The sequence below is a fragment of the Thiocapsa roseopersicina genome, from assembly GCF_900106925.1.
Lineage (GTDB): Bacteria > Pseudomonadota > Gammaproteobacteria > Chromatiales > Chromatiaceae > Thiocapsa > Thiocapsa roseopersicina.
Window position 1 is genome coordinate 132,285 of sequence record NZ_FNNZ01000001.1, and the last position, 22,534, is coordinate 154,818.

Annotated in this window: 18 protein-coding genes; 9 read left to right on the forward strand and 9 right to left on the reverse strand. The window is 65.6% G+C overall.

Annotated elements, in window-relative coordinates; translation table 11 throughout:
* Window positions 1–67 precede the first annotated feature (67 nt).
* From BLV04_RS00585 to BLV04_RS00605, 5 genes are all read right to left on the reverse strand, one after another.
* Window positions 68–1,498 (reverse strand): GGDEF domain-containing protein, encoded by a 1,431-nt coding sequence (locus tag BLV04_RS00585; RefSeq protein WP_093027080.1) that lies wholly within the window; start codon window positions 1,496–1,498, stop codon window positions 68–70.
* A 6-nt stretch (window positions 1,499–1,504) separates the two neighbouring features.
* Window positions 1,505–2,080 (reverse strand): hypothetical protein, encoded by a 576-nt coding sequence (locus BLV04_RS00590; protein WP_093027082.1) that lies wholly within the window; start codon window positions 2,078–2,080, stop codon window positions 1,505–1,507.
* Between the two features lie 14 nt (window positions 2,081–2,094).
* Complete coding sequence (locus tag BLV04_RS00595; RefSeq protein WP_175534427.1) at window positions 2,095–4,071, reverse strand: TonB-dependent receptor plug domain-containing protein; 1,977 nt, start codon at window positions 4,069–4,071, stop codon at window positions 2,095–2,097.
* Window positions 4,072–4,434: 363 nt separating this feature from the next.
* Window positions 4,435–5,055, reverse strand: a complete 621-nt coding sequence (locus BLV04_RS00600) for a hypothetical protein (RefSeq protein WP_093027086.1) — start codon at window positions 5,053–5,055, stop codon at window positions 4,435–4,437.
* Window positions 5,056–5,129: 74 nt separating this feature from the next.
* A complete protein-coding gene (locus BLV04_RS00605) occupies window positions 5,130–6,167 on the reverse strand; it encodes a CDP-6-deoxy-delta-3,4-glucoseen reductase (RefSeq protein WP_093027088.1) in 1,038 nt (345 codons plus the stop codon).
* 257 nt (window positions 6,168–6,424) lie between these two features.
* Here BLV04_RS00605 and BLV04_RS00610 point away from each other — a divergent pair, with 257 nt between their 5' ends.
* The 4 genes from BLV04_RS00610 to rbp all read left to right on the forward strand — a co-directional run bounded on the left by BLV04_RS00610 (window position 6,425) and on the right by rbp (window position 9,078).
* The gene (locus BLV04_RS00610) at window positions 6,425–7,291 is read left to right on the forward strand and encodes an SDR family oxidoreductase (protein WP_093027090.1); all 867 of its coding nucleotides are present in this window, start codon (window positions 6,425–6,427) and stop codon (window positions 7,289–7,291) included.
* Window positions 7,292–7,489: 198 nt separating this feature from the next.
* Window positions 7,490–7,900: a Rap1a/Tai family immunity protein gene (locus tag BLV04_RS00615; RefSeq protein WP_093027092.1), complete on the forward strand. Its 411-nt coding sequence runs from the start codon at window positions 7,490–7,492 to the stop codon at window positions 7,898–7,900.
* Window positions 7,901–7,963: 63 nt separating this feature from the next.
* Entirely contained in the window at window positions 7,964–8,197 is a 234-nt protein-coding gene (locus BLV04_RS00620; protein ID WP_093027094.1) for a YMGG-like glycine zipper-containing protein, read from the forward strand.
* A 599-nt stretch (window positions 8,198–8,796) separates the two neighbouring features.
* On the forward strand, window positions 8,797–9,078 hold the full coding sequence (rbp, locus tag BLV04_RS00625; protein WP_093027096.1) for an RNA-binding regulator: 282 nt from the start codon (window positions 8,797–8,799) through the stop codon (window positions 9,076–9,078).
* Window positions 9,079–9,146: 68 nt separating this feature from the next.
* Here the strand turns inward: rbp and ubiD are convergent, their stop codons facing one another.
* The 4 genes from ubiD to BLV04_RS00645 all read right to left on the reverse strand — a co-directional run bounded on the left by ubiD (window position 9,147) and on the right by BLV04_RS00645 (window position 14,299).
* The gene (gene ubiD / locus BLV04_RS00630; protein WP_093027098.1) at window positions 9,147–10,661 is read right to left on the reverse strand and encodes a 4-hydroxy-3-polyprenylbenzoate decarboxylase; all 1,515 of its coding nucleotides are present in this window, start codon (window positions 10,659–10,661) and stop codon (window positions 9,147–9,149) included.
* A gap of 13 nt (window positions 10,662–10,674) precedes the next feature.
* Window positions 10,675–11,469 (reverse strand): class I SAM-dependent methyltransferase, encoded by a 795-nt coding sequence (locus tag BLV04_RS00635; RefSeq protein ID WP_093027100.1) that lies wholly within the window; start codon window positions 11,467–11,469, stop codon window positions 10,675–10,677.
* Window positions 11,470–11,540: 71 nt separating this feature from the next.
* On the reverse strand, window positions 11,541–13,574 hold the full coding sequence (gene prlC, locus BLV04_RS00640) for an oligopeptidase A (RefSeq protein ID WP_093027102.1): 2,034 nt from the start codon (window positions 13,572–13,574) through the stop codon (window positions 11,541–11,543).
* Between the two features lie 203 nt (window positions 13,575–13,777).
* On the reverse strand, window positions 13,778–14,299 hold the full coding sequence (locus BLV04_RS00645) for a CNP1-like family protein (RefSeq protein ID WP_175534428.1): 522 nt from the start codon (window positions 14,297–14,299) through the stop codon (window positions 13,778–13,780).
* Between the two features lie 331 nt (window positions 14,300–14,630).
* Between BLV04_RS00645 and smc the strand changes: the two genes are divergently transcribed.
* The 5 genes from smc (at window position 14,631) to BLV04_RS00670 (ending at window position 22,532) form a co-directional block, all read left to right on the forward strand.
* On the forward strand, window positions 14,631–18,170 hold the full coding sequence (gene smc / locus BLV04_RS00650; RefSeq protein ID WP_093027106.1) for a chromosome segregation protein SMC: 3,540 nt from the start codon (window positions 14,631–14,633) through the stop codon (window positions 18,168–18,170).
* 137 nt (window positions 18,171–18,307) lie between these two features.
* Entirely contained in the window at window positions 18,308–19,072 is a 765-nt protein-coding gene (locus BLV04_RS00655) for a cell division protein ZipA (protein WP_093027108.1), read from the forward strand.
* On the forward strand, window positions 19,048–21,318 hold the full coding sequence (ligA, locus tag BLV04_RS00660; protein WP_093027110.1) for an NAD-dependent DNA ligase LigA: 2,271 nt from the start codon (window positions 19,048–19,050) through the stop codon (window positions 21,316–21,318). Before BLV04_RS00655 ends, ligA begins: the two co-directional genes overlap by 25 nt.
* 124 nt (window positions 21,319–21,442) lie before the next feature.
* The gene (locus BLV04_RS00665) at window positions 21,443–21,715 is read left to right on the forward strand and encodes a segregation and condensation protein A (RefSeq protein ID WP_093027112.1); all 273 of its coding nucleotides are present in this window, start codon (window positions 21,443–21,445) and stop codon (window positions 21,713–21,715) included.
* Between the two features lie 4 nt (window positions 21,716–21,719).
* Window positions 21,720–22,532 (forward strand): carbonic anhydrase, encoded by an 813-nt coding sequence (locus BLV04_RS00670; RefSeq protein ID WP_093027114.1) that lies wholly within the window; start codon window positions 21,720–21,722, stop codon window positions 22,530–22,532.
* Window positions 22,533–22,534 lie beyond the last annotated feature (2 nt).

Here is a 22,534-nt window from a genome sequence, read left to right on the forward strand (position 1 = left end):
CGATCGCCGATCGGGCGCACAGACAGCTAGGGTGCGCCCTATCGCCTGCCGATTCATGTCCTTCCGATCAGGACGCACCCACGACACGATCCCTGCCTCCCTCTTTGGCCCGATAGAGCCGTTGATCCGCGATCTCGACGAGGCTGTCGACATCCATTCCCGCATATTCGCACACGCCGCTGCTGGCGGTGACCCGAAGCCCGCGTTGGGTCCAGGTCAGCGCCTTGACGGCGCGTCGGATGCGCTCGGCGACCTCCGTCGCCAAGGCGGCAGAGGTGTGCGGCAGGATCACGAGGAACTCCTCGCCCCCGTAACGGCCGCTGATATCGACGTCGCGCGTGCATGCACGCAAGGTCGTGGCGACCTTGACCAGGACCTCGTCGCCCACACGATGCCCGAAGGTATCGTTGATCGCCTTGAAAAAATCCAGGTCGAGCAGGATGACCGAGAGGTCTTCGCCGTAGCGTTTGGCGCGCTCGATCTCCTCGGCGAGCTTCTGAAGTAGATAGCGTCGGTTGTAGGCCCCGGTCAGTCCATCCGTCAAGGACGCCAGGCGCAGGTTATCCTGGATCGCCTTCAGCTCCGAGATGTCGACCAAGGAGATGAGTCGGCTGGAGACGCCCGAAAATCGAATCGGCATTGCCGAGACCACGGCCCAGCGTCGACTTCGGTCTCTGGTCAAGATCTGGGTTTCGCGCTGCTCGCCGATCCCGGCGGGGAGTCCGTCGGCGGCGAGGGCTTCCCAGGCCGTGCTGTTCAGTCGTCCGGTGCTGTCGGGCTCCAGCGCGAGATAGACCTTGGCCGCCTGGTTGGCCTGAGCGACCCCCGTGAGGCCGCGCTCGGCCAAGATCATCGGGAAGGGTGCAGCCTCGAACAGAGTGCGCAGGTTGGACTCGCTCTCCCCGAGCCTGCGCAATACCCGGCTAGCGCCGAACCAGGCGAGTCCGATGACCAGAAGCATTGCGCCGCCGACCCACAGGAGCTTGCCGCGCACGCTGCCTACCAGATCGTTCAGGAACTGCGGACTGGAGTAAAAGGTGGCGATCCCGACCAGAAGGTGACCGTCCGGATCGTAAAGCGGGACCTCCGTCACGAAACAATCCGGGCACCGGTCGACCCCCCGCGCGAGATCGCGGCTGTCGGACGGAAGCGCGACAAGATCCTCGTCCAGGACCAAGGTGATCCGTCGAACGAACGGTGTGTCGGTCGACTCATCCTTGAGCAGCAGCACGGCGTCGAGCTCGGTCCGGATCTCGTTGGCGAATTGGTCGGGCCGGTGCTCGTTGCGCAGCAGCGTTTCGATTCCGCTGGTCTGGGCCTGGGCGAATGCACGAGAGCGGCTTTCGGCGTCCGCACGCAGGGTTGGCTCGATGACCAACACCCAGTGCACCGCGATCAGCGTGGTGAGCAGGATCCCGAGCAGCGCAAAGATCACGGCGAGGTTGCGCTCGAGTGTCAGCGAGAACCGACGGCGCGTGGCCAAGGCCCTGTCGTTCATGCCGGGTTACTCATAGCGGCGTGCGACCTTGAGAAAAAACGGCTTGAATCGGACCTCGGCGCGCTGCGCCAGGGGCAGGTTGACGAAGGGGAGGATGTGGTCTGCGACATGGATTCCCGCCACGGCGCCGGCCTCCACATCGCCCGCGAAGGGCGAGAAGACCAGGACGCGATGACGCTCCGACCAGAGGCGCAGCCGCTTGCCCCCGAGATCGACGCTGGCGACGAAGATTCCGCCCAGCAGCGAATCGTCCGCGTCCAACGCCTCTGCGCTCAGGATCTGCACATTCAAGGGGATCTCGCGGATCCGGCCGATGCCGCGCAGCGCCGAGGCGGCCTCTCGGGCGACCGTGTCGGACCCTTCGTAGACGACGCGGATCTCGAGCTTTCCGTCGGTCGCGCGCCTGTCTTCAAGGTCTTCTACGGCGCCGAGGACGGCGGGGAAGAGCTTGAGCCCCACGCGAAACCGTTGCTCCTCCTCCTGCCAGAGCGACTGGGTCCAGGCGTGCGTGGCGACGAGCCCGAGACACAGAAGCAGTGCAGCGACGAGACACCGGCGTTTGATTCCTGCGCTCGGCGGCATCACGTCGGCGCCTGTCAGAAGCGGTAACCGACGGACAACCACCAGCGTCGCCCCGGTCGGGGATAGCCGTCCGGGTAGGGCAGGTCCACCCCGCCGAAGCCGGTCGGAAGGTCGGGGTAGCGCACATCCTCGTCGGTCAGATTCTTGACCCCGAGATGCGCGAAAACGCCCGGCCCGGTGCGCTGATAGCTCAGGGTGAAATCCGCCATCGCGTAGCCCGAGACCGAATCGCGCGGGTCGGATTCGGGGCGGCTTCGATCGCCGACGTAGCGCAGTTGCAGCGCCGCGGTCCAGGGATCGAGCGGGCGCCAAATGACGGCCAGATTGGCCAGTGTGTCGGTGCCGCCGGGCAGCGGTCCGTCGGTGTCGCGCGAGACGGTATCCACGTAGGAGAGATTCGCATCGACCTTCACGCGGGGTCCGATGCGGACCTCGTATTCCAGCTCGACACCGCGCAGCCGCGTATCGGCGCTGTTGATGAATCCGTCGTCGTCCCCGAAGACGATCGGATCGACGAGGTCGGACTGAAACAGGATCAAGCGTCCTTCCCAGCGGGGTTGTTTGAGGATGTAGCCGAGCTCGTAGGTCGCGATCTCCCCTGCGCCGATGGATTCGCGGCCCGGATACTCACGCTCGTAGAAGGTCGGCGGTCGAAACGCCTGGGCGTATTGGAGCTTGAGGATGTTGGCCTCGTCGATGCGCCAGACGGTAGCCAAACGCGGGGTCAGGAAGGCGCCGAGGTCGCTGTAGTCGTCCAGGCGAAGCGCGGCCGTGACGGTGAGGTGCTCGCTCGCGCGGATCTCGTCCTGGGCGATCAGACTGAGAATCCGTCGGTCGAGTCCGGTATCCAGCCAGCTCTCCGGGATCTCGAACGGGAGGTTGAGCCAGCTCCAGCTCGCTCGGTCGACCTGCACCTGACTTACCTCGAATCCCAGCAGGACCAAGTGCCGCTCCCAACCGTGCCAGTGCAGATCCGCGGCTCCGAGGTAGCGTGTTTCGCGGTAGTCCTGATCCATGTAGACGGGTTGCTCGTCGAAGTAGCTCGGCGGAAAGACGTAGAGCCGATCGCGGGTGCGCTCGTGTTGCAGCGACTCGAGCCGAATCCGCGTATCCAGAGAATCCGAAAGGACCAGGTCTTGGCCGACTTGAGCCGAGACATAACGTTGCCCGGAGACGAGTCGGTCGCCGGACGGCGGCAGGAAGTGATTGATCCCGAAATGATCTCCGTAGTCATCGTCCAGGATCTTGATCGCGACAAAGGTATTGCGCCAGCGCAGATCGGCGAAGGCCCCGAGATAGCGGCTCGCTTCGTTCGACGGGCCGGGTGCGCTGGAAAGCTCGGGCTCGCCGATTGCGAAGAGTGCATCCTCGGAGACGGACACGCCGCCGTTGCCGGCAAGTCCGGTCAGATTGATCGAGGCCGTCAGATCGCGCTGCGGGTCGCTCCAGTGCCAGATCCCGCCCCCGCCGGCAGCTGCGCGCTCGTTGGCCTGAGCATGGATGGTGCGGTCGCTCTGCCGGGTGATGACGTTCACCACTCCGGCGAAGGCGTACTCGCCATGCACCGAGGAGCCGGGTCCGCGGATGACCTCGATGCGCTCGATCTGCTCGATGGGGATGTTCAGGACCGGGTTCGCGGTGGCGAGCAGTGTCGAGTTCATCGATACACCGTCGAGCAGGAACTTGATGTTCCCCGAGGCATAGCCGAAACCCACCCCGCGGCTGAGGACCTGGCGCTCGCCCGTCATCTCGAGCCCTTGGCTGATGCCGGGGACCAGCGAGAGCGCCTCCCAGACCGTGCGCGCTCCGCGGGCGAGCATGTCGGATCCGGACAGGATCGTCGCCATACCGGGGACGAAGTCCGCGTTCATTCCACTGCGGGTCGCCAGCTCGGTCTCCTGGTCGAGGAGACTCAGCAGGTCGCCGAGCGGTGCGTCGTCGGGCTCGGGCGATGGTTGCGTGCCGAGCGCTTCGCCCGCGGCGAGGATCATGATCAGCATCCATACGGCGAGACCGTGCGGCGCGACGGATAGTGATGACGTTGTGGACGGCAAAACAGCCAGGCCTCCGAGCCCTCGGCGCGAGCGCCATTCCGTTGATGCAACCGACACGTTCGGCATCGGCAAGGTTCGTCGCAGTGCGAGCGTCCTTGCCCCCGGTGTCGCCTGCTCCTGACCGCGGCGGACCAGTTCGACCGGGGCAGCCCTAAACCGCGCCAGCTCCGACGACTGTCGGAGCTGGCGCGGTTTAAAGTATTCAAAACGATTAAATTTTAAACCGCGTCTCCAAAAAGGTCGGAAAAATCCTTGAGCCCGACACAACATGAAAACGATGCATGTCACTCCGGACGCGGTTTACGTCGTCGGCAGAAAGCCGTCCGCCTTGAGTTTACCGATCACGGCTGCGATGACCTCGCTGATCATGGTCTGCTCGGAGCTCGGATCCAGTGTGTCGGAGCGACCGGACCAAACCAGCGTTGCGCGTGCGGCGTCGTAGAGATTGGTTTCGAGTCGAAGCGCGCGATAATTGGCGTAATAACCGGGTGCGGTCACTTCGCTCAGGATGTGACCATAATACGGGTAGAGGCGGCCGTAAAGGCTCGGAACCACGTGCGTGCCTGCGCCGCTCGGTGAGGCGTCCGGGTTTTCGCCTGCAAGGTAGGTGACGATGACCCCGTCGGCCCCGGATCGCCCGACGGCCTCCTGCACCGCCCGCGCCCGGCCGACATCGCGGTCCGACAGCAAGGTGTGCGCCGCACGCGCTTGGACTCCGGCGCCTTCGAGCGCTTCGACGAAATTGTCCTCGTAGGCGCGGCGCACGATCGGGTTGGTGGAGACGCCGAAGACGATCAGGTCACGATACGGGGTCGGGGGTGTCCCGGGCGCGATCCAAGTCGTACTCAATGGGCCGGGCGCACAACCGACCGTCAGCAGGGCGGCAAGGCCGATTGCGACGGCAAGCCGGATAGGGCGCATAAGCGGTAGCTCCGAGATCGCGAAAAGGTCCGTCGGGCGCGGGAGTGTGCCCCGCTCCGGGCGGCAGGACAAGCTCAGGCCGCCCCGCCTTCCTTCGACTTGGGCGCCTTGGTGTCGGTGGCGTATTCGAAGGCGTCCGAAAACATGCGATCCCGGTCAAGCCCTGCGGCCTCGAATGCGACACGCCCGGCCTCGACCATGACGGGCGGTCCGCTCATGTAGAGATCGAACCCGCTCGGATCCGGGTGATCCTCGAGGACCGCCATGTGAACGAATCCGGTGCGTCCCTGCCAATCCGGATCCGGCTCCGAGAGTACGGGGACGAAGCGGAAGGAGGGCAGTTGCCTTGCCCAGGCTGTCGGCAGATCGGTCAGGTAGAGGTCGCGCTGTGCACGCACCCCCCAGTAGAGCTCGATCGGGCGGTCGAGCCCGATATGGATTGCGTGCTCGATCATCCCTTTCAGCGGCGCGAACCCGGTGCCTCCGCCCATCAGGATGATCGGGCGATCCGAGTCCTCGCGAAGCACGAAGGTCCCCAACGGTCCCTGGATGCGAAGGATGCTCTTCTCGGGCATGCTGTCGAAGACGTAGGCGGTGAACTCGCCGCCGGGGACATGACGGACATGTAGCTCGATCTCTGCGTCGTCGTGGGGCGCATTGGCGATGGAGAAGGCCCGCCGGCGGCCGTCGCGGAGGATGAAGTCCAGATACTGGCCGGCGAGGAATTGCAGCCGTTGGTTCTCCGGCAGCTTCAGGAAGAGGCGCATCACGTCGTGATTGAGACGCTCCTTGCGCGAGACCCGGCAGGGCAGCGTGCGGACCTCGATGTGTGCGACCGAGGGGACCTCACGCACACGCACGATCAGGTCGGAGGCCGGCACGGCCTGGCAGGTGAGGCAGGTGTCCTCGGGTTGGCCTTCGAGCGCATCCGTTCGGCCGCTCGGGTAGTCGACCCGGCCTTCGAGCAGGTGGACCGCACAGGATCCGCACTTGCCGTCGCGACACCCGTAAGGCAGGCCGACGCCCTGGCGCAGCGCGGCGGCGAGGATGGTTTCGTCCGGCTCGACATCGAAGCGATGTTCCGCGGGAAGGGTTCGAATCGTGAAGCTCATGTGGTGATTAAACCGCGTCCGGAGTGATTGGGCGATGGTTTTGGTTTGGCTCGGCCTCATTTTTACCTGCGGCCGCCGGAGGGACGCGGTTTAATGATCATTTTTCAATGGCTTGAGTGCCGTCTTCGCCGGCGCATCGGGTGTTCTCGATGCCATGGTGCCGGGTGTGACGGTGTGTAACGCGGGTTTGCACCGCGGACGCGATTCAACAATCTTGAGGCATCTTATGCCGCTTTCGCAAACATGAGGCAGGTCGGATGATCAACGAGCACGTCATCGTCGGGTGCGGATATGTGGGCACGCGGCTCGCGCTCCAAATTCGGGAGCAGGGCGAGGCCGTCACCGGCATCGTGCGTTCCGATGACGGGGTTGCTCGGTTGGAGCACCTCGGTATCAAGGGCTTACGCTGCGATCTCGCGGCCGAGGATCCCGGCGATCTCGGGCTTGCCGATGCGCGGCTCTTTCATTTCGCGCCGCCACCGGGGAGCGGTGTTCAAGACCCGCACACCCGGCATCTCGTCGATGTCTTCGAGCGCTACGGTCATCCGCGGCGTGTCGTCTATATCAGCACGACGGGCGTCTACGGCGATTGCGGGGGTGCCTGGATCGACGAGACACATCCGGTCGCACCTGTCGCGGCCCGCTCGCAACGGCGTCTGGATGCCGAGGAGACGCTGCGCCGTTGGAGCGCGGCGAGCGGCCGGGATCTGGTGATCCTGCGCGTCGCGGGGATTTACGGCCCCGACCGATTGCCCTTGGAGCGCCTCCGCGCGGGTGCCCCCATGGTCAGGCCGGAGGATTCGCCCTACACCAATCGGATCCATGTCGATGACCTGGTCGCGGCCTGTAGCGCGGCGATGGAGCGGGCGCCGTCGGGCGCGGTTTACAACGCCTGCGACGGTCATCCGAGCACCATGACGGACTACTTTCTCGACGTGGCTGCGGTGGCCGGGCTGCCGAGCCCGCCCTTGATCGGCCTCGAGGAGGCCGCCGATCGCCTCTCCGAGGGCATGCTCTCCTACCTGAGCGAGTCGCGTCGTCTGCGCAACGATCGGCTGCGCGAAGAATTGGGTGTCGTGTTCCGTTACCCGTCGCTGGCCGAGGGTCTGCGCGGGATCTTCTAGAGGATCGGCGTGTGCGTATCCTCGGACGCTGTTGGCGGATATGATTCGGCCGTGCAGCGCTTGCCGCGGCGGCGTTGCACCCGGTCACGCGGGACGCTTCGGTCATCCACGGCCGAGCTGCCTGCTCGAAAGGCTCGGTGCTCGATGCGACCTCGAGCTCGGGCCTGATCGGACCCGACAATCCATAAGGAGCCATCGATGACGCGTTCTTACCGACAAGCGCCCGCAATGCTCGCTGCACTGCTCGCAACCGCTGTCTTCGCATCCCCCGCCAGTGCGATTCAGGAAGCGGACTTCCAATACGACTCGACCGAAAATCTGTATCGAATCTGCTCGGTCGCACCGGATGCCGACGGACATCTGATCGCCTCGCTGGCCTGCCGCGCCTTCCTCGAGGCGACTGTTCAGTATCACGACGGTGTCACGGCCCGCAACGGGTTGAAGCGCCTCGTCTGTTACCCCCAAGGCGCCACGATCGAGGATGCCCGCGAGGCGTTCGTCGCTTGGGCGCAGGTCAATGCGGGGAACAAGGAGTTGATGGCCGAGCAGCCCGTGAAGGGCGTGGTGCGTGCGCTTGCAAGCAAATATCCTTGCACGGGTAAGAAATAGTTCCTCGGTCCATCGGGCGTCGGCCGCCGGCTCGGCGCCCTCGAAGTCCCGGAGATTCGAACGATGAAAATCACGACAGTTACGGCAGCTCTGGCCAGCATCCTTCTGCTCGTCGGATGCGGCAGCACAACCACCTCGCGCGTTGCCACGGGCACCGGCATGGGCGCGGCGAGCGGCGCGGTCATCGGGTCATTGAGCGGCAACGCCGGTCGCGGCGCGCTCATCGGTGCCGGCGTGGGTGCCTTGGGCGGGGTGCTCGTGGACGAGCATCAGCGCGGCAGCTTCAGCAACAATTGATCCGGACGCACGACCGACCGAGCCGTTCGTCGGCTCGGTCGGTCGCCTGTCGGCCTCACCCTGCGTGTGCAGCCGATGAGGTGCCGACCGGGTGCCACCGGCCTTCGGCGGGCGCTGCGGGATTCGGCGTCGGGCTCGGTGCTTATCCGGAGCGATCGACTTGATGCGACAAGGCTTGTCGCCGCGATCGGGCAGGCCGGCTTGCAGGTTGCTCCTCCCCGCGAATCGGGTTTCCGCTCGACGAATCGTCACATTTTTTTCAATGAAACGGAGTTGACGCTTCGCACACGATCCACTAGCTTTCATCAGGAATGAATCGCCGCGCTTCCGGGGTTCCGGTGCACGACATGGTGCAGGAAACGACGCGGGAAATCAGCCTGGCGCACCAGAGTCACGGCGAGGGCGTGTCGGGCGTCCGTCCGTAATGAGGCCAGCCTCGGATCCAGTTTGAATGCCCAAATCCCCTTTCCCGTACCCATCCCCCGTGCCGTCGATCTCCGCGCGGGTGCGGGTTTGTGCTACCCGCTGTCGAGTCGGCTTGTGTGTTGGCAGCTCGGCAGTCTTGGCTCGACCAACGCACACCAGCATGAGAGACAGCGATGAGGATCTACGTAGGAAACTTGACCTATAGCGTGACCGACGACGACCTGCGGGACGTCTTCGGAGAGTTCGGTGATCTCGCGGCAGCGGAGGTGATCAAGGATAAGTTTTCCGGTCAGTCCAAAGGCTTCGGATTCGTCGATATGCCCAACAACTCGGAGGCGGATGCGGCCATCAAGGCGTTGAACGAAACCGACTTCAAAGGACGCAAGCTCACTGTCAACGAGGCACGTCCGCGTGCCGAACGTCCGCGCGGCGGCGGGGGTGGGGGTCGCTACTGATCCTGTTGCTCGTCTCATGACCTAGACAAGATCGTCGTCGGGGCGCTTTGCGCCGCCGGCGTCGATTCCTACCCCCGATGTCGTTTGCCTGCCTCGCCGTCGGTCGCTCCGCCCCGAGGACCGATCCCGAGACTGTCCCAGATCCCGTCGACCCGTTCGCGTACCGTCTCGTCCATCAGGATCGGGCTGCCCCATTCGCGCGTCGTCTCCCCGGGCCACTTGTTCGTGGCATCGAAGCCGATCTTGGACCCCAGTCCCGAGACGGGAGAGGCGAAATCCAGATAATCGATTGGCGTATTCTCGATCATCACCGTGTCGCGCGCCGGATCCATCCGGGTCGTCATCGCCCAGATCACGTCCTTCCAGTCGCGGGTGCAGACGTCCTCATCCACGATGATGACGAACTTGGTATACATGAACTGACGCAGGAACGACCAGACACCCATCATGACCCGCTTGGCGTGTCCAGGATATTGCTTCTTGATGCTGACCACCGCCAGGCGATACGAGCACCCCTCCGGCGGCAGGTAGAAGTCGCGGATCTCGGGAAACTGTTTCTGGAGGATCGGCACGAAGACTTCGTTCAAGGCCACGCCCAAGATCGCCGGCTCGTCGGGCGGACGCCCCGTGTAGGTGCTGTGATAGATGGGCTCGCGGCGCTGGGTGATGCGCTCGATGGTGAAGACCGGAAACTCGCCGACCTCGTTGTAGTAACCCGTGTGGTCGCCGAAAGGCCCTTCCGGTGCCATGTCATCCGAATAGATATGGCCTTCGAGAACGATCTCGGCGCTGGCCGGGACTTGGAGATCAGACTCCTTGCAGACCGCCAGCTCGGTGCGGCTGCCGCGCAGCAGCCCCGCGAAGGCGTATTCGGACAGCGTATCCGGCACCGGCGTGACCGCGCCGAGAATCGTTGCGGGATCGGCGCCGAGCGCGACGGTCACCGGGAAGGGCTTGCCTGGATGGGCGCGTTGCCAGTCGCGAAAATCGAGCGCCCCGCCGCGGTGGGCGAGCCAGCGCATGATGACCCGGTTGCGTCCGAGCACCTGCATCCGATAGATGCCGAGGTTGTGGCGCGCCTTCTCCGGCCCCTTGGTGATGACCAGTCCCCAGGTGATGAGCCGCGCGGCATCGCCTGGCCAACAATGTTGAATGGGCAGGCGCCCCAGGTCGACTTGATCTGCGCTGAATTCGACCTCCTGACAGGGCGCGTTGCGCCGAACCTTCGGGGCCATGTCCAGCACCTTCTTGAAGATCGGCAGCGACTGCCACGCCTCCTTCATCCCCTTCGGCGGATCCGGCTCCTTGAGGAAGGCGAGCAGCTTGCCGACCTCGCGCAGCGCCTCTACCGACTCCTCGCCCATGCCGAGTGCCACGCGGCGGGTCGTTCCGAACAGGTTGCCCAGCAGGGGAATCTTCGACCCCTTCGGTCGCTCGAACAGCAGCGCCGGCCCACCTGCACGCAGCGTCCGGTCGCAGATCTCGGTGATCTCGAGATAGGGGTCGACCTCGACCCGGATGCGTTTGAGCTCGCCGCGCTGCTCGAGCTGGTCGATGAAGTCACGTAGGTCGTTATATTTCATTCGATGGGGCCGCCTATGGAGCCTGTTTCCTGAGGACGAGAAAGGCGAACTCCGTGGGGCCCAGCTCTGCGACATCCGTCCAGACGGCTTCCAGCCGCGCCCTTGCGAGTGCATCGACGAGCGCTGGCCAGGGTACCTCGCAACCATGCCATGCGTCGTGTTTTGAGAACTGCCCGATCAAGTCCGTTTTCATCTCGCGCTCTCTGCGCGTCACGCCCTGATTCCACCAGAGCTGCTTGGACGCCGGACGCCCGATCCGCCTGAGCCGGCTTCTCAGCCTGACCGGCGACCAGGCATCCAGGTCGCGGACCCGCATATGCAGCAAGGCGTGGCCCCCGTTCTTCAGGACGCGCCCGGTCTCGTGAACATAGCCGAGCACGGTCTCGGGGTCGGTCACATGGTTGAGGACGTAGAACGAGAGCACGAAATCGACCTCTGCGTCGGCAACCGGCATCAAGTCGGCTCCGCTGCCCTCGATGAAGCGGACGTTGTCGAGATGGCGCCAGTAGCGTTGCGCTCGGCTTACCATCTCGCCGGAGATGTCCATCGCCGTGACTCGGGCAAAGCGCTCGGCGAAATAGTGCGTCATGCGCCCGACACCGCAACCGATCTCGACCATCGAGAGTTGCTCGGAACGACGCAACGGGACTTTTTGCAGAAGGTTCCGCGCGTGGGTCCTGCCGATATCCCAAAAGAACTCCAGGTCAAGATGTGTCGGATCCTCGAATTCCGGCCAGCTGGTGATGCCGAAAAAGGGATTCGTCTCGGCCATCTGTTGCCACTGCTGCTTCATCATGAGCGCGGTCATATCCTTTCCTCTCGATTACGCATCCATCATTGCCATGTGGCGCTGATCCTCATGGAGATTTGTCTGTCGGCTTAGGCGGCGATACCGGAATGCCGCAGCAAGGCATCCGTATTCGGCTCGCGCCCCCGGAACCGCACATAGAGGATCATGGCGTCCTCCGATCCGCCCTTCTCCAGGATGTTCTCGCGGAAGGATCGGCCGGTGTCCGCGTCGAAGACACCCTTTTCCTCGAATAACGAGAAGGCGTCCGCCGACAGGACCTCGGCCCATTTGTAGCTGTAATAGCCCGCCGCGTAGCCGCCCGCGAAGATGTGCGAGAAGGCGTGAGCGAAGCGGTTGAAGGCGGGCGGGCGGATCACGGCCACCCGTTCGCGGACCTCCTCGATGATCTCGTAGACGCGGCCGCCGCGCGCCGGGTCGTACTCCAGATGCAGGCGGAAATCAAACAGTGCGAATTCCAGTTGCCGCACCATCTGCATGGCCGACTGGAAGTTCTTCGCTGCGGTCATGCGCTCGTAGAGATCCTGCGGAATGGATGCGCCGGTCTCCCAATGGGCGGCGAAGAGGTCGAGCGATTCACGCTCCCAGCACCAGTTTTCCATGAACTGGCTGGGCAGCTCGACCGCGTCCCAAGGTACCCCGTTGATCCCGGCGACACCCGGATAGTCGACCTTGGTCAGCATGTGGTGCAGGCCGTGGCCGAACTCGTGGAAGAGTGTCTCGACCTCGTTGTGGGTCAGCAGCGAGGGCTTGTCGCCGACCGGCGGGGTGAAGTTGCAGACCAGGTAGGCGACCGGGAGTTGGTCGCAACGACTGGTGTGCATCCGGTTGGTGCAGACGTCCATCCAGGCCCCGCCGCGCTTGTTCTGGCGTGTGAAGGGGTCGAGATAGAACTGGCCGCGCAGCGCCCCGGATGCGCCGTCGCGGATCTCGAAGAAACGCACGTCCGGGTGGTAGGTGTCGAACGCCTCCGCCTCTTGGATCTTGACCCCGAACAGGCGCTCGACGACGCCGAAGAGACCCGACAGGACCCGCGAGATCGGGAAATAGGGCCGCAGCTCTTCCTGACTGATCTGATACCGATGCAGGCGCAGCTTCTCGGCATAGTAGCCGACATCCCACGGCTCCAGCTTCTCGACCCCGTGCTGCTCGCGCGCGAACGCTTCCAGCTCCGCAAGCTCTTTGCGTGCTTGACCGACCGAGCGGTCGGCCAGGTCATTGAGAAAGGCGAGCACATCGTCCGGCGAGCGGGCCATCTTGGTCGCGAGAGAGCGCTCGGCGTAGCTCGCAAATCCAAGCAGCCCGGCCAGCTCGTGACGCAGCGCGAGGATGCGCTCCATGATCTCGCCGTTGTCCCACTGTCCGGCATGCGGCCCTTGATCCGAGGCGCGTGTCCCGTAGGCCTGATACAGCTCGAAGCGCAGCTCCCGGTTGTCCGCATAGGTCATGACCGGCATGTAGGACGGCAGGTCGAGCGTGAAGAGCCAGCCCGTCTGGCCCCGTTGCTCGGCGTTCTGCCGGGCCAGTCCCAGCGCGGATTCGGGCAGGCCGGCGAGCTGCGTCTCGTCTTCGACGAGCCTGCTCCAGGCGTTGGTGGCGTCGAGCACGTTCTCGGAATACTTGGTGGTGAGCTGCGAGAGCTCCTGACTGATGGCCTTGTAGCGGGCCTTCTTCTCGGCGGGCAGGTCGACGCCCGAGAGGTGGAAGTCACGCAGCGCGTTCTCCAACTGCTTGCGCTGGGCCGGGTTCAGGTGCTCTTGCGCGGCGACCGCCTGGTAGCCGCGGAAGAGGGCCTCGTTCTGTCCGACCTCGGTGCCGTAATCGCTGAGCTTCGGCAGGCAGGCGTTGTAGGCCGCGCGCAGCTCATCGCTGTTGAGCACGCCGTTGAGATGTCCGACCGGCGACCAGGCGCGACTCAAACGGTCGTCGATCTCGTCCAGCGGCTCGACGAAGCTCTCCCAGGTCGGCACCGGGACCTCGCGGGTCAGGCGCTCGATCTCCGCGCGACAGTCGGCGAGACAGACGTCGACCGCGGGCTCGACATGTTCGGGGAGGATCCGGGAGAAGGCCGGGAGGCCGGTGGTCTCGAGCAATGGATTTGTCATTGTTGTGGCTTGGTCGGGTTCGCGGATCAAAGAGGACAAGGGTTGCGCCCGGCGGTGGCTCGGACCGTGGCGCCGGGACAATTGGCGGGTCGGACCGGGCGCAGCCTCGGCGATCGCCGGATCATGCGGGCTGGACGCCGGAGTTTCCAGTGGATCGATCGGGTCGGGGCAAGTGACCGCGGGCCTCGATGCACTCGGCGTCGTCAGTCCGGCAGGAAACCCATGTTCTGGCGCGGCGAGATCCGGCCTTTGAGCGAGCGGACCATGTCGATCTTCGGACGCGGTGCAAAGGCCTGCGGGATGCAGAAGTGAAACCGCCACAGGTCGTGGCGCCAGCGCTCCCCGCCGTCCGCGGAGATCCCCAGCCATTCCTCCGCTTCGACCGGAGCGAACCGATTGCCCGCACCGTAGGCGTACGTCTTGTAAGCGCCCCGCGGCGTGCAGCGGATGCCCTCCACCGAGAGGTTGCGGGTCCCGTTGCTGCCCTCCGCGACGAGCGTGTAGCGCACCACGTCGTCGGCGCCGACCTGCAGGTTGCGGGTGTCGATGAAATACCGCAAACCTGCATCGGGCCCATCCGGGACCAGCTCGACCAGATCCGCATCCTGCGGCCAAGGCGGGAGCGCGGTGTCCGATTCCTGCCAGGGCGTGCCCGGTCGAACGCTCGAGGGCACGGGTGGCTCGGCGTCGTTCACGAAGGCGTTCTCCGCGGCCGATACGGACATCGCAAGGCACGGAAGAGTGAGCCAAAGAAGAATGCGCCCCGGTAAGCGTGGCCGGGGCAGGGGGACCGAGGGAAGCTGTCGGGGAGATGTCATGATGTCGATCACCGGCGATTGAGTCACGTATCGGAAATAAAGAAGTCGAGCACCAAGTCCAATCGTTGTCGTTGTCGTTGTCGTTGTCGTTGTCGTTGTCGTTGTCGCAGGCGTTGTCGAAGTCGTCGCTGCGTCCCGCCGTATCCGGATCCCCAAGTCTACCAGCCCGAACCTTCCGTGCCATGCGACACGTTCGGCCCGCTTGTGCCGCCGAATCTCCTTCCGGTATGGTTCTTGGATGCGTCTTGAAAAGATCCGACTTGCCGGCTTCAAATCCTTCGTGGATCCCACGACGGTGCTCTTTCCAGGCAATCTGGTCGGTGTCGTCGGTCCCAATGGCTGCGGCAAGTCCAACGTCATCGACGCGGTGCGTTGGGTTATGGGCGAGAGCTCCGCGAAGATGCTGCGCGGCGAGTCGATGGCGGACGTCATCTTCAACGGCAGTACCGGGCGCAAACCAGTCGGAACGGCCAGCATCGAGCTGGTGTTCGACAATGCCGACGGCGGGGCGGGCGGCGCCTATGCCGCCTTCAATCAGATCTCGGTCAAGCGTCAGGTCTCGCGCGACGGTCAGTCGGCTTACTCCCTGAACGGGACGCGCTGCCGACGGCGCGATATCCAGGATCTCTTCCTCGGCACGGGTCTCGGGCCGCGCTCCTACGCCATCATCGAGCAGGGGATGATCTCGCGCATCATCGAGGCGCGGCCCGAGGATCTGCGGATCTTTCTGGAGGAGGCGGCCGGGATCTCCAAGTACAAGGAGCGTCGCCGCGAGACCGAAAGCCGCATGCGTCAGACCCGCGAGAACCTGGACCGGCTCGACGATCTGCGCGACGAGGTCAACAAACAGATTCAGCACCTGGAGCGCCAAGCCGCGTCCGCGGAGCGTTATACCCAGCTCAAGGCCGAGGAGCGGCGTCTGGATCTGGAGCTCAAAGCGCTGCGCTGGCAGGCGCTCGACGAGGAGATCCGCACCCGCGAGCAGCGCCTGGCCGAGACCGAGACCCGGACCGAAGCGGGGCTCGCGCAGCAGCGCCGGATCGAGGCCGACATCGAGGCGCGGCGTGCCGACTATCAGAGCGCCTCGGAGACCTTCAACGGGGTGCAGGGCCGCTTCTACGCCGTCGGCTCGGAGATCGCGCGGGCCGAGCAGGCGATCCAGTTCGCCAACGAGGCCCGTGGTCGGCGCGAGGGCGAGCTGGTGCGCCTCGACCAGGAGATCGGCGAGGCCGAGGACCACTTGGAGCGCGACCGGGGCCGTCTTGCAGAAATCGACCGCAACCTCGCACGCGACGAGCCCGAGCTGGCGGGCGCGGATCAGGCATTGTCTGCAGCCGTGCTGAGCGTGGCTGGCGCCGAGGATCGGCTCAAGCAGTGGGAGCGCCTCTGGGACGACTTCAGTCGGGAGGCCGCCGGGCCGTCGGAGCAGGCGCAGGCCGAGCGTGCCCGGATCAACGCACTCGAGCAGCGCAGCGACCGTGACCGCGACCGACTGCGGCGCTTGGACGAGGATCTCGCACGTCTGCAGGGCTTGGAGCTCGAGGGTCGGTTTGTCCAGCTCGTCGAGCGCGAGAGCCGATTGGAGACCGCGCTCGCGGACATGGAGGAGCGTCACGAGGCGTACGGCGCCGATCTGGCCGAACGCGACGGGGCGATCGGTACGCTCGCCTCGCAGATCGATCGGGTCCGCACCCTGTTGCAGCAATCCCGAGGTCGGCTGGCCTCGCTCGTCGCCTTGCAGGACGAGGCCCTGGCCGATACCGACGACGGCCGGTCCGACTGGCTTGCCGCCGCGGGACTCGCGGACGCCTCCCGTCTCATCGATCGGATCGAGGTCGATTCGGATTGGCAGCGTGCCGTCGAGGTGCTGCTCGGGGATGCGGTGCGCGCGATCGGCATCCCGAATCTCGATCGTGCGCTCGCCGGCGGCGATCCGCCTCCGGGTCTGGTGCTCTTGGAGACCCGCGAAGCTGCCGAGGGTCGGTCGGAGGGTCAGGCCGACGCCGCACGGGACTCGGACGGCGGACCGACGGCTCGGGCGATCCTTGCGCATGTTCGCGCACCCTGGGCGCTCGATGGCCTGCTCGGCCGGGTCCGGACCGTCGATCGGCTCGCCGACGCCGTCGCGATGCGCGACGCCTTGGGCTCGGCCGAGCAATGGGTGACGCCCGAGGGTGCCCAAGTCGGTCGCGACTGGCTGAGCACGCCGCCGGTGCAGGCGCAGGGGGGCGTCATCGCGCGGGCGGAGGCGATCAAGGCGCTCGGGGCGGAGATCGCGGATCATCAGGTCCGCGAGTCCGAGCTGTGCGCCGAGCAGGAGCGTTTGCGCACGGCCCGGACACGGGCTCAGGAGGAGCGCGCCGACGCCGGACGACAACTGTCCGCGCTGGGTCGCGAGCTCGCGCAGCTCAAGGCCGAGCTCGCGAGCCTGCGCGCCAAGCGCGAGCATCGACAGGATCGGCTCCAGGCGTTGGGTGCCGAGCGCGACGAGCTGCAGGAGCAGATGGCCGATGCCTTGGAGGAGATGGAGGAGGCGCGCGAGCGTCTGCACGCGCATCTGTCCCTGGTCGAGACCCTGGCGGAGCGTCGCGAGGCGATGCAGGCCGAGCGCGAGGTGCTGCGCAGCGGGCTTGCCGCGGCACGCGACGAGGAGCGTGGTTGCCGGGAGCGGACCCAAGGCTTACGCGTCAGCGTCGGGTCCAACCGCGCCGCGCGCGCGGCGACCCAGCAGAGTCTTGCGCGCATCCAGGAGCGCCGCTCGGTGCTGCACGAGCGTCGCGCCGAGCTGTTGGATGCGCTCGAAGAGAGTGTCGAGCCCTTGGCCGAGCAGCGGGCGCGGCTCGACGAGCAACTGGTGTTGCGGGTGGAGGTCGAGCAGGCATTGGCCGCGGCGCGCAACCGGCTCGAGGCGCTGGACGGCGAGGTCCGCGAGCTGGAGCAGGCGCGTCAGCGCCTGGAGCAGGAGAGCCGGCTCGGTCGCGGCGAGCTCGATCGGCAGCGTTTGGAGCAACAGGAGCGTCTGGTCCGTCGCCAGACCCTCGCCGAGCAGATCGCCGAGGCCGGGCAGACGCCGCTCGACGTCCTGGCTGCGACGGACCCCGCGGCGAACGAATCACAGTGGCAAGAGGCGCTCGCCAAGACCGGGGCACGTCTACAGCGGCTCGGTCCGGTCAACCTGGCCGCGGTGGACGAATTCAGGCAGCAGGCCGAGCGCAAGGTCTATCTGGACGCCCAGCACGAGGACATCAGTCGTTCGCTCGAGACCCTGGAGCAGGCGATCCGCAAGATCGATCGCGAGACGCGCAACCGTTTCCGCGAGACCTACGATCAGGTCAATCAGGGGTTTCAGCTCCTGTTTCCGCGTCTCTTCGGCGGCGGTCACGCGAGCCTGGATCTCACCGACGAGGATCTGCTGGAAACCGGCGTGACCGTCATGGCGCGACCGCCCGGCAAGCGCAATTCGAGCATCCACCTGCTTTCGGGCGGGGAGAAGGCACTCACCGCGGTCGCCTTGGTCTTCGCCATCTTCGAGCTCAACCCGGCACCCTTCTGTATGCTCGACGAGGTCGACGCGCCGCTCGACGACGCCAACGTCGGGCGCTTCTGCGAGCAGGTGCGCTCCATGTCGGACCGGGTCCAGTTCGTCTTCATCAGCCACAACAAGGTGACGATGGAGATTGCCGATCATCTGCTCGGCGTGACCATGCACGAGCCCGGCGTGTCGCGGCTCGTTTCGGTGGATGTCGAAGAGGCGGTTCGGCTCGCGGCCGTGTCCTGAGTGCGCGAACGGGCGTGGTCGGAGGTTCGGGCCGCCGTTGCCGTCGTGTGTGAAACCCGTCCACGCGGGGATACAGGTTGCTCGCGCATTGATATACTCCACCCAGTCCTGAACGTCAGACCGACACCAACGCTTGAATGGACGCCAATACCATCCGTCTCATCCTCATCGTCGTGGGCGCCCTGCTCGTCCTCGCCCTCTTCCTATGGGAGCGCAGCCGCCGTGCCGGTGACGCGGACGAGGACGATGACTACGAGGAGGCCGACGCACCTTACGGTCTTTCGACCGGCAAGCGCGAGCCGCGGCTCGGGCGGGTCTCCGACGACGAGCGCGGGGATGACCCCGATCGTGCGCGGCCCGGCCGATCGCCCGCCGCGGAGTCGCGTCGGCGCGATCCCGAGGCCGAATTTGAGCCCGAGTCCGAGTCGGATCAGGACGACGACCTCGATTCGGATATGCCCGCCGACTTGGAGCCGCTGCTGATTCAGCTCAGCGTCAGCGCGCGCCGCGAGCCCTTCGCCGGCCCGGAGCTGATGGATGCCGCCGACCTCTGCGGTCTGCGTCCCGGTCGCATGGACATCTTCCACTGTCTTGACGAGTTCGACCACGACACGCGGATCTATTTCAGCATGGCCAATATGGTCAAGCCGGGGACCTTTCCCTTCGAGCGCATGGAAGACTTCTCGACACCCGGTCTGATGCTGTTCGCCCAGCTCGACGGGCGCCCGGAGGATATCACTATCCTCGAAGAGATGATCGCCACGGCCCGCAAGCTCGCCAGCGAGCTCGACGGCGAGGTGCTCGACGAGACTCGCCGTCCGCTCACGGTGAGGAAGGAAGAGGATTTGCGTCAAGCCGTGCTCGACAACGAGCGCCGATGGGCACGCACGGCGGAGCGTTGATCGGCGCGGATGCCGCCGCCGAGCGCGCCGAATGGCTGCGCACGGAGATCGCCCGCCACAATGTCCGCTATTACGTCCTCGACGATCCGGAAATCCCGGACGCCGAATACGATCGTCTCTTCGCCGAGCTTCAATCCCTCGAGTCCGACTATCCGGATCTGAAGACGCCGGATTCGCCGACCCAGCGGGTCGGCGCCGCACCGCTCTCCGCCTTCGCCTCGGTTCGCCACCGTCTACCCATGATCTCGCTCGCCAACGCCATGAGCGATGGGGAGCTGGTCGAGTTCGACCGTCGCGTCGCCGCCGCCTTGCCGGGTACCGATCCGGTCCTCTACACCGCCGAGCCCAAGCTCGACGGGCTGGCCATGAGTATCCGCTACGAGGCAGGTCTGTTGGTGCAGGCCGCGACCCGCGGCGACGGCTCGACCGGCGAGGATGTCACCGCGAACGTGCGCACCGTCAAGAGCGTGCCGCTGCGCCTTGTCGGCGAGGACTGTCCCGCCGTGCTCGAGGTGCGCGGCGAGGTTTATATGACCCGCGAGGGATTCGCGCGGCTCAACCGAGACGCTGCGGAGCGGGGCGAGCGCGTCTTCGCCAATCCACGCAATGCGGCCGCAGGGAGCCTGCGTCAGCTCGATCCACGGGTGACCGCCACGCGCCCCTTGCGCTTCTGCTGCTACGGATGGGGCGAGCTCTCGATCGATCCCGAAGAGAGCCATTACGCAATGCTGCAACGGCTCGCCGGCTGGGGCATCCCCATCTCGAAGGAGCTGCAGCAGGTCGAGGGAGCGGATGGCTGTCGTGCCTACTTCGACGACTTGGGTCGCCGCCGCGACGCGCTGCCCTACGAGATCGACGGCGTGGTGTTCAAGGTCGACCGGATTGCCGATCAGATCGGCTTGGGCGCGACCAGCCATCATCCGCGTTGGGCCATCGCACGCAAGTTCCCCGCCCAAGAGGAGCTGACGCTCGTCGAGGCGGTCGAGTTTCAGGTGGGGCGCACGGGTGCCGTCACCCCGGTCGCTCGGCTGCGACCCGTGCAGGTCGGCGGCGTCATCGTCGCCAACGCTACCTTGCACAACATGGACGAGGTGATCCGCAAGGATGTCCGAGCCGGCGATACCGTTATTGTCCGACGTGCCGGCGACGTGATTCCCGAGGTCGTGAGCGTCCTGGTGGATCGCCGCCCACCGGGTGCGGTGCCGGTCGAGATGCCGGCCCAGTGTCCCGTGTGCGGGTCCGACGTGCTGCGCCCGCCGGGCGAGGTGGTGGCACGCTGCACCGGCGGTCTCTACTGTCCGGCGCAGCGCAAGCAGGCGATCCGGCATTTCGCCTCGCGTCGCGCCATGGATATCGAGGGTCTCGGGGAGCGGCTGATCGAGCAGCTCGTCGATTTGGGGTTGGTTCGCGAGCCCGCCGATCTGTATCGGCTGACCGCGGAGCAGCTCGTCGGCCTCGAGCGTATGGGCGAGAAGTCCGCGGCCAACCTGATCGACGCCCTGGAGCACAGCAAGTCCACGAGCTTTGCGCGCTTTATCTTCGCACTCGGGATTCCGGATGTCGGCGAGACGACCGCGCAGGCGTTGGCCGCGAGGTTCGGCGGGATCGCCGAGCTCGCGCGGACGCGTGAAGCGGATTTCGTCCGCGATCGAGGCGTAAAGGGTGTGGGTCGGGACACCGCGACCGCACTGCATCGCTTCCTGGTCGAGCATCCGGGGATCGAGGCGCAAGGCGATCTTGCGGAGTGGCTGGCGGGACTCAAGCTCCCCGGTCTGACCGCTGCGCGTGCACAGGCCTTGGCGGGGCGCTTCGAGGATCTCGCCGCACTTCGCGCGGCCGAGCTCGAAGACCTCTATCTCAACAGCACGCGCATGGTGGAAGGGGTCGGCCCCGTGGTGGCGGCGGAGATTGCGGGCTTCTTCGCACAAGGGCACAATCGGGAGGCGATCGAGCGGCTGCTCGAGGCCGGGATCCACTGGCCCGACTCGCCCGCTCCTGCGCAGACCTCGCATGCGCTGCCCCTCACGGGCAAGACGATCGTGATCACCGGCACACTCGGCCGGCCGCGCGAGGAGATCGCCGCCCGGTTGCAGGACGCCGGTGCGAAGGTGACAAACAGCGTCTCGAAGAAGACGGATTATCTGATTGCGGGCGAAGCGGCGGGCTCGAAGCTCGAGAAGGCGCAATCACTCGGTGTTGCGATTCTCGACGAGGCCATGCTGAACGCGTTGCTCGATCGCCCCTGATCCGTGCGACGCCGGATTCTTCCCTCGTCGCCCCAATATTGCCGATTCAAACTAAACCGCGTCCAGAGCGATCGCCTGCTTCCCGCGATCGAACCACGTCTCTCCAGACTCTACGGACCCCGCAATGCATGAACTGAGCAAAGAGCAACAGATCCTGATCGCTATGCGCAAGACCCTGTCCGCGATCATCCGAGACGTCACCCCGCCGCCCGGGATGCGTCATCCGCTGTCCGAGCCGACGATCGAGGACGTGCGCCAGTGTCTCGGGCTGATCGCCGCCCGCGAGAAGGAGCTGGCGGACGGGCAGGGTCGCGGCGGCGAGCGCCCCTATTATGTCGACGAGCCCCCGGATACCCGCGTCGTGCCGATTGCCGGCATCAAAAAGCGCAAGGAGTGATGCCATGACATGCGCCCGCCCGCAGAACCCCGCTGCCGTCCGACGGCGGCGTCTCGTGCATTTGACCCTGTGTCTGCTCGCGGCCGGTATCTGCAGCGATGCCGTCGCGCGTGATTCGGCGACGATGCGGCTACCCGAGTGGTCCTACTCGGGGGTTGCGGGTCCGGACCAGTGGGGCGACCTAGGCGGGGCGTACGAGACGTGCGCGCGGGGCGAGCTTCAATCGCCGATCGATATCGTCGAGACCCAGCGCGTGACCTACACGCCCTTGCTCTTTCGCTATCGCTCGCAGCTCCTCGAGGCCGAGAATACCGGCCGCGGAGTCCGCCTGATCTCTCCGCCCGGCAGTGCGCTCGTGGTCCGGGGTCAGGCCTACGACCTCGTCGAGTTCAGCTTCCACGTCCCCGGTCTGCATGGTTTCGAGGGTGTTGCCGCAGAGGCGGAGATCCACATGACGCATCGCGACGGGCAGGGCGGTTATGCCGTCGTCGCCGTGCCGCTGCGGGCCGGAGAGCGCGAGAATCGAATCCTCGATCGGATCCTCGAGTATCTGCCGACACAGCCCGGAGAGCGGGTGCGGCAACGTCAGGTGGGGATCAACCCGCTCTTCCTGCTGCCGGTAGATCGCAGCTACTACAGATATACCGGCTCGCTCGTGACCCCGCCCTGCACCGAGCCGGTGCTTTGGTTCGTCTTTCGCGAGCCGCTCGAGGTGAGCGCCGATCAGATCCAGCGCATCGCCCGGGCCACGGGGACGAACGCTCGACCCATCCAGCCATTGAACGGCCGTCCGGTTTTTTCGCTCTTCCGCTATTAAAC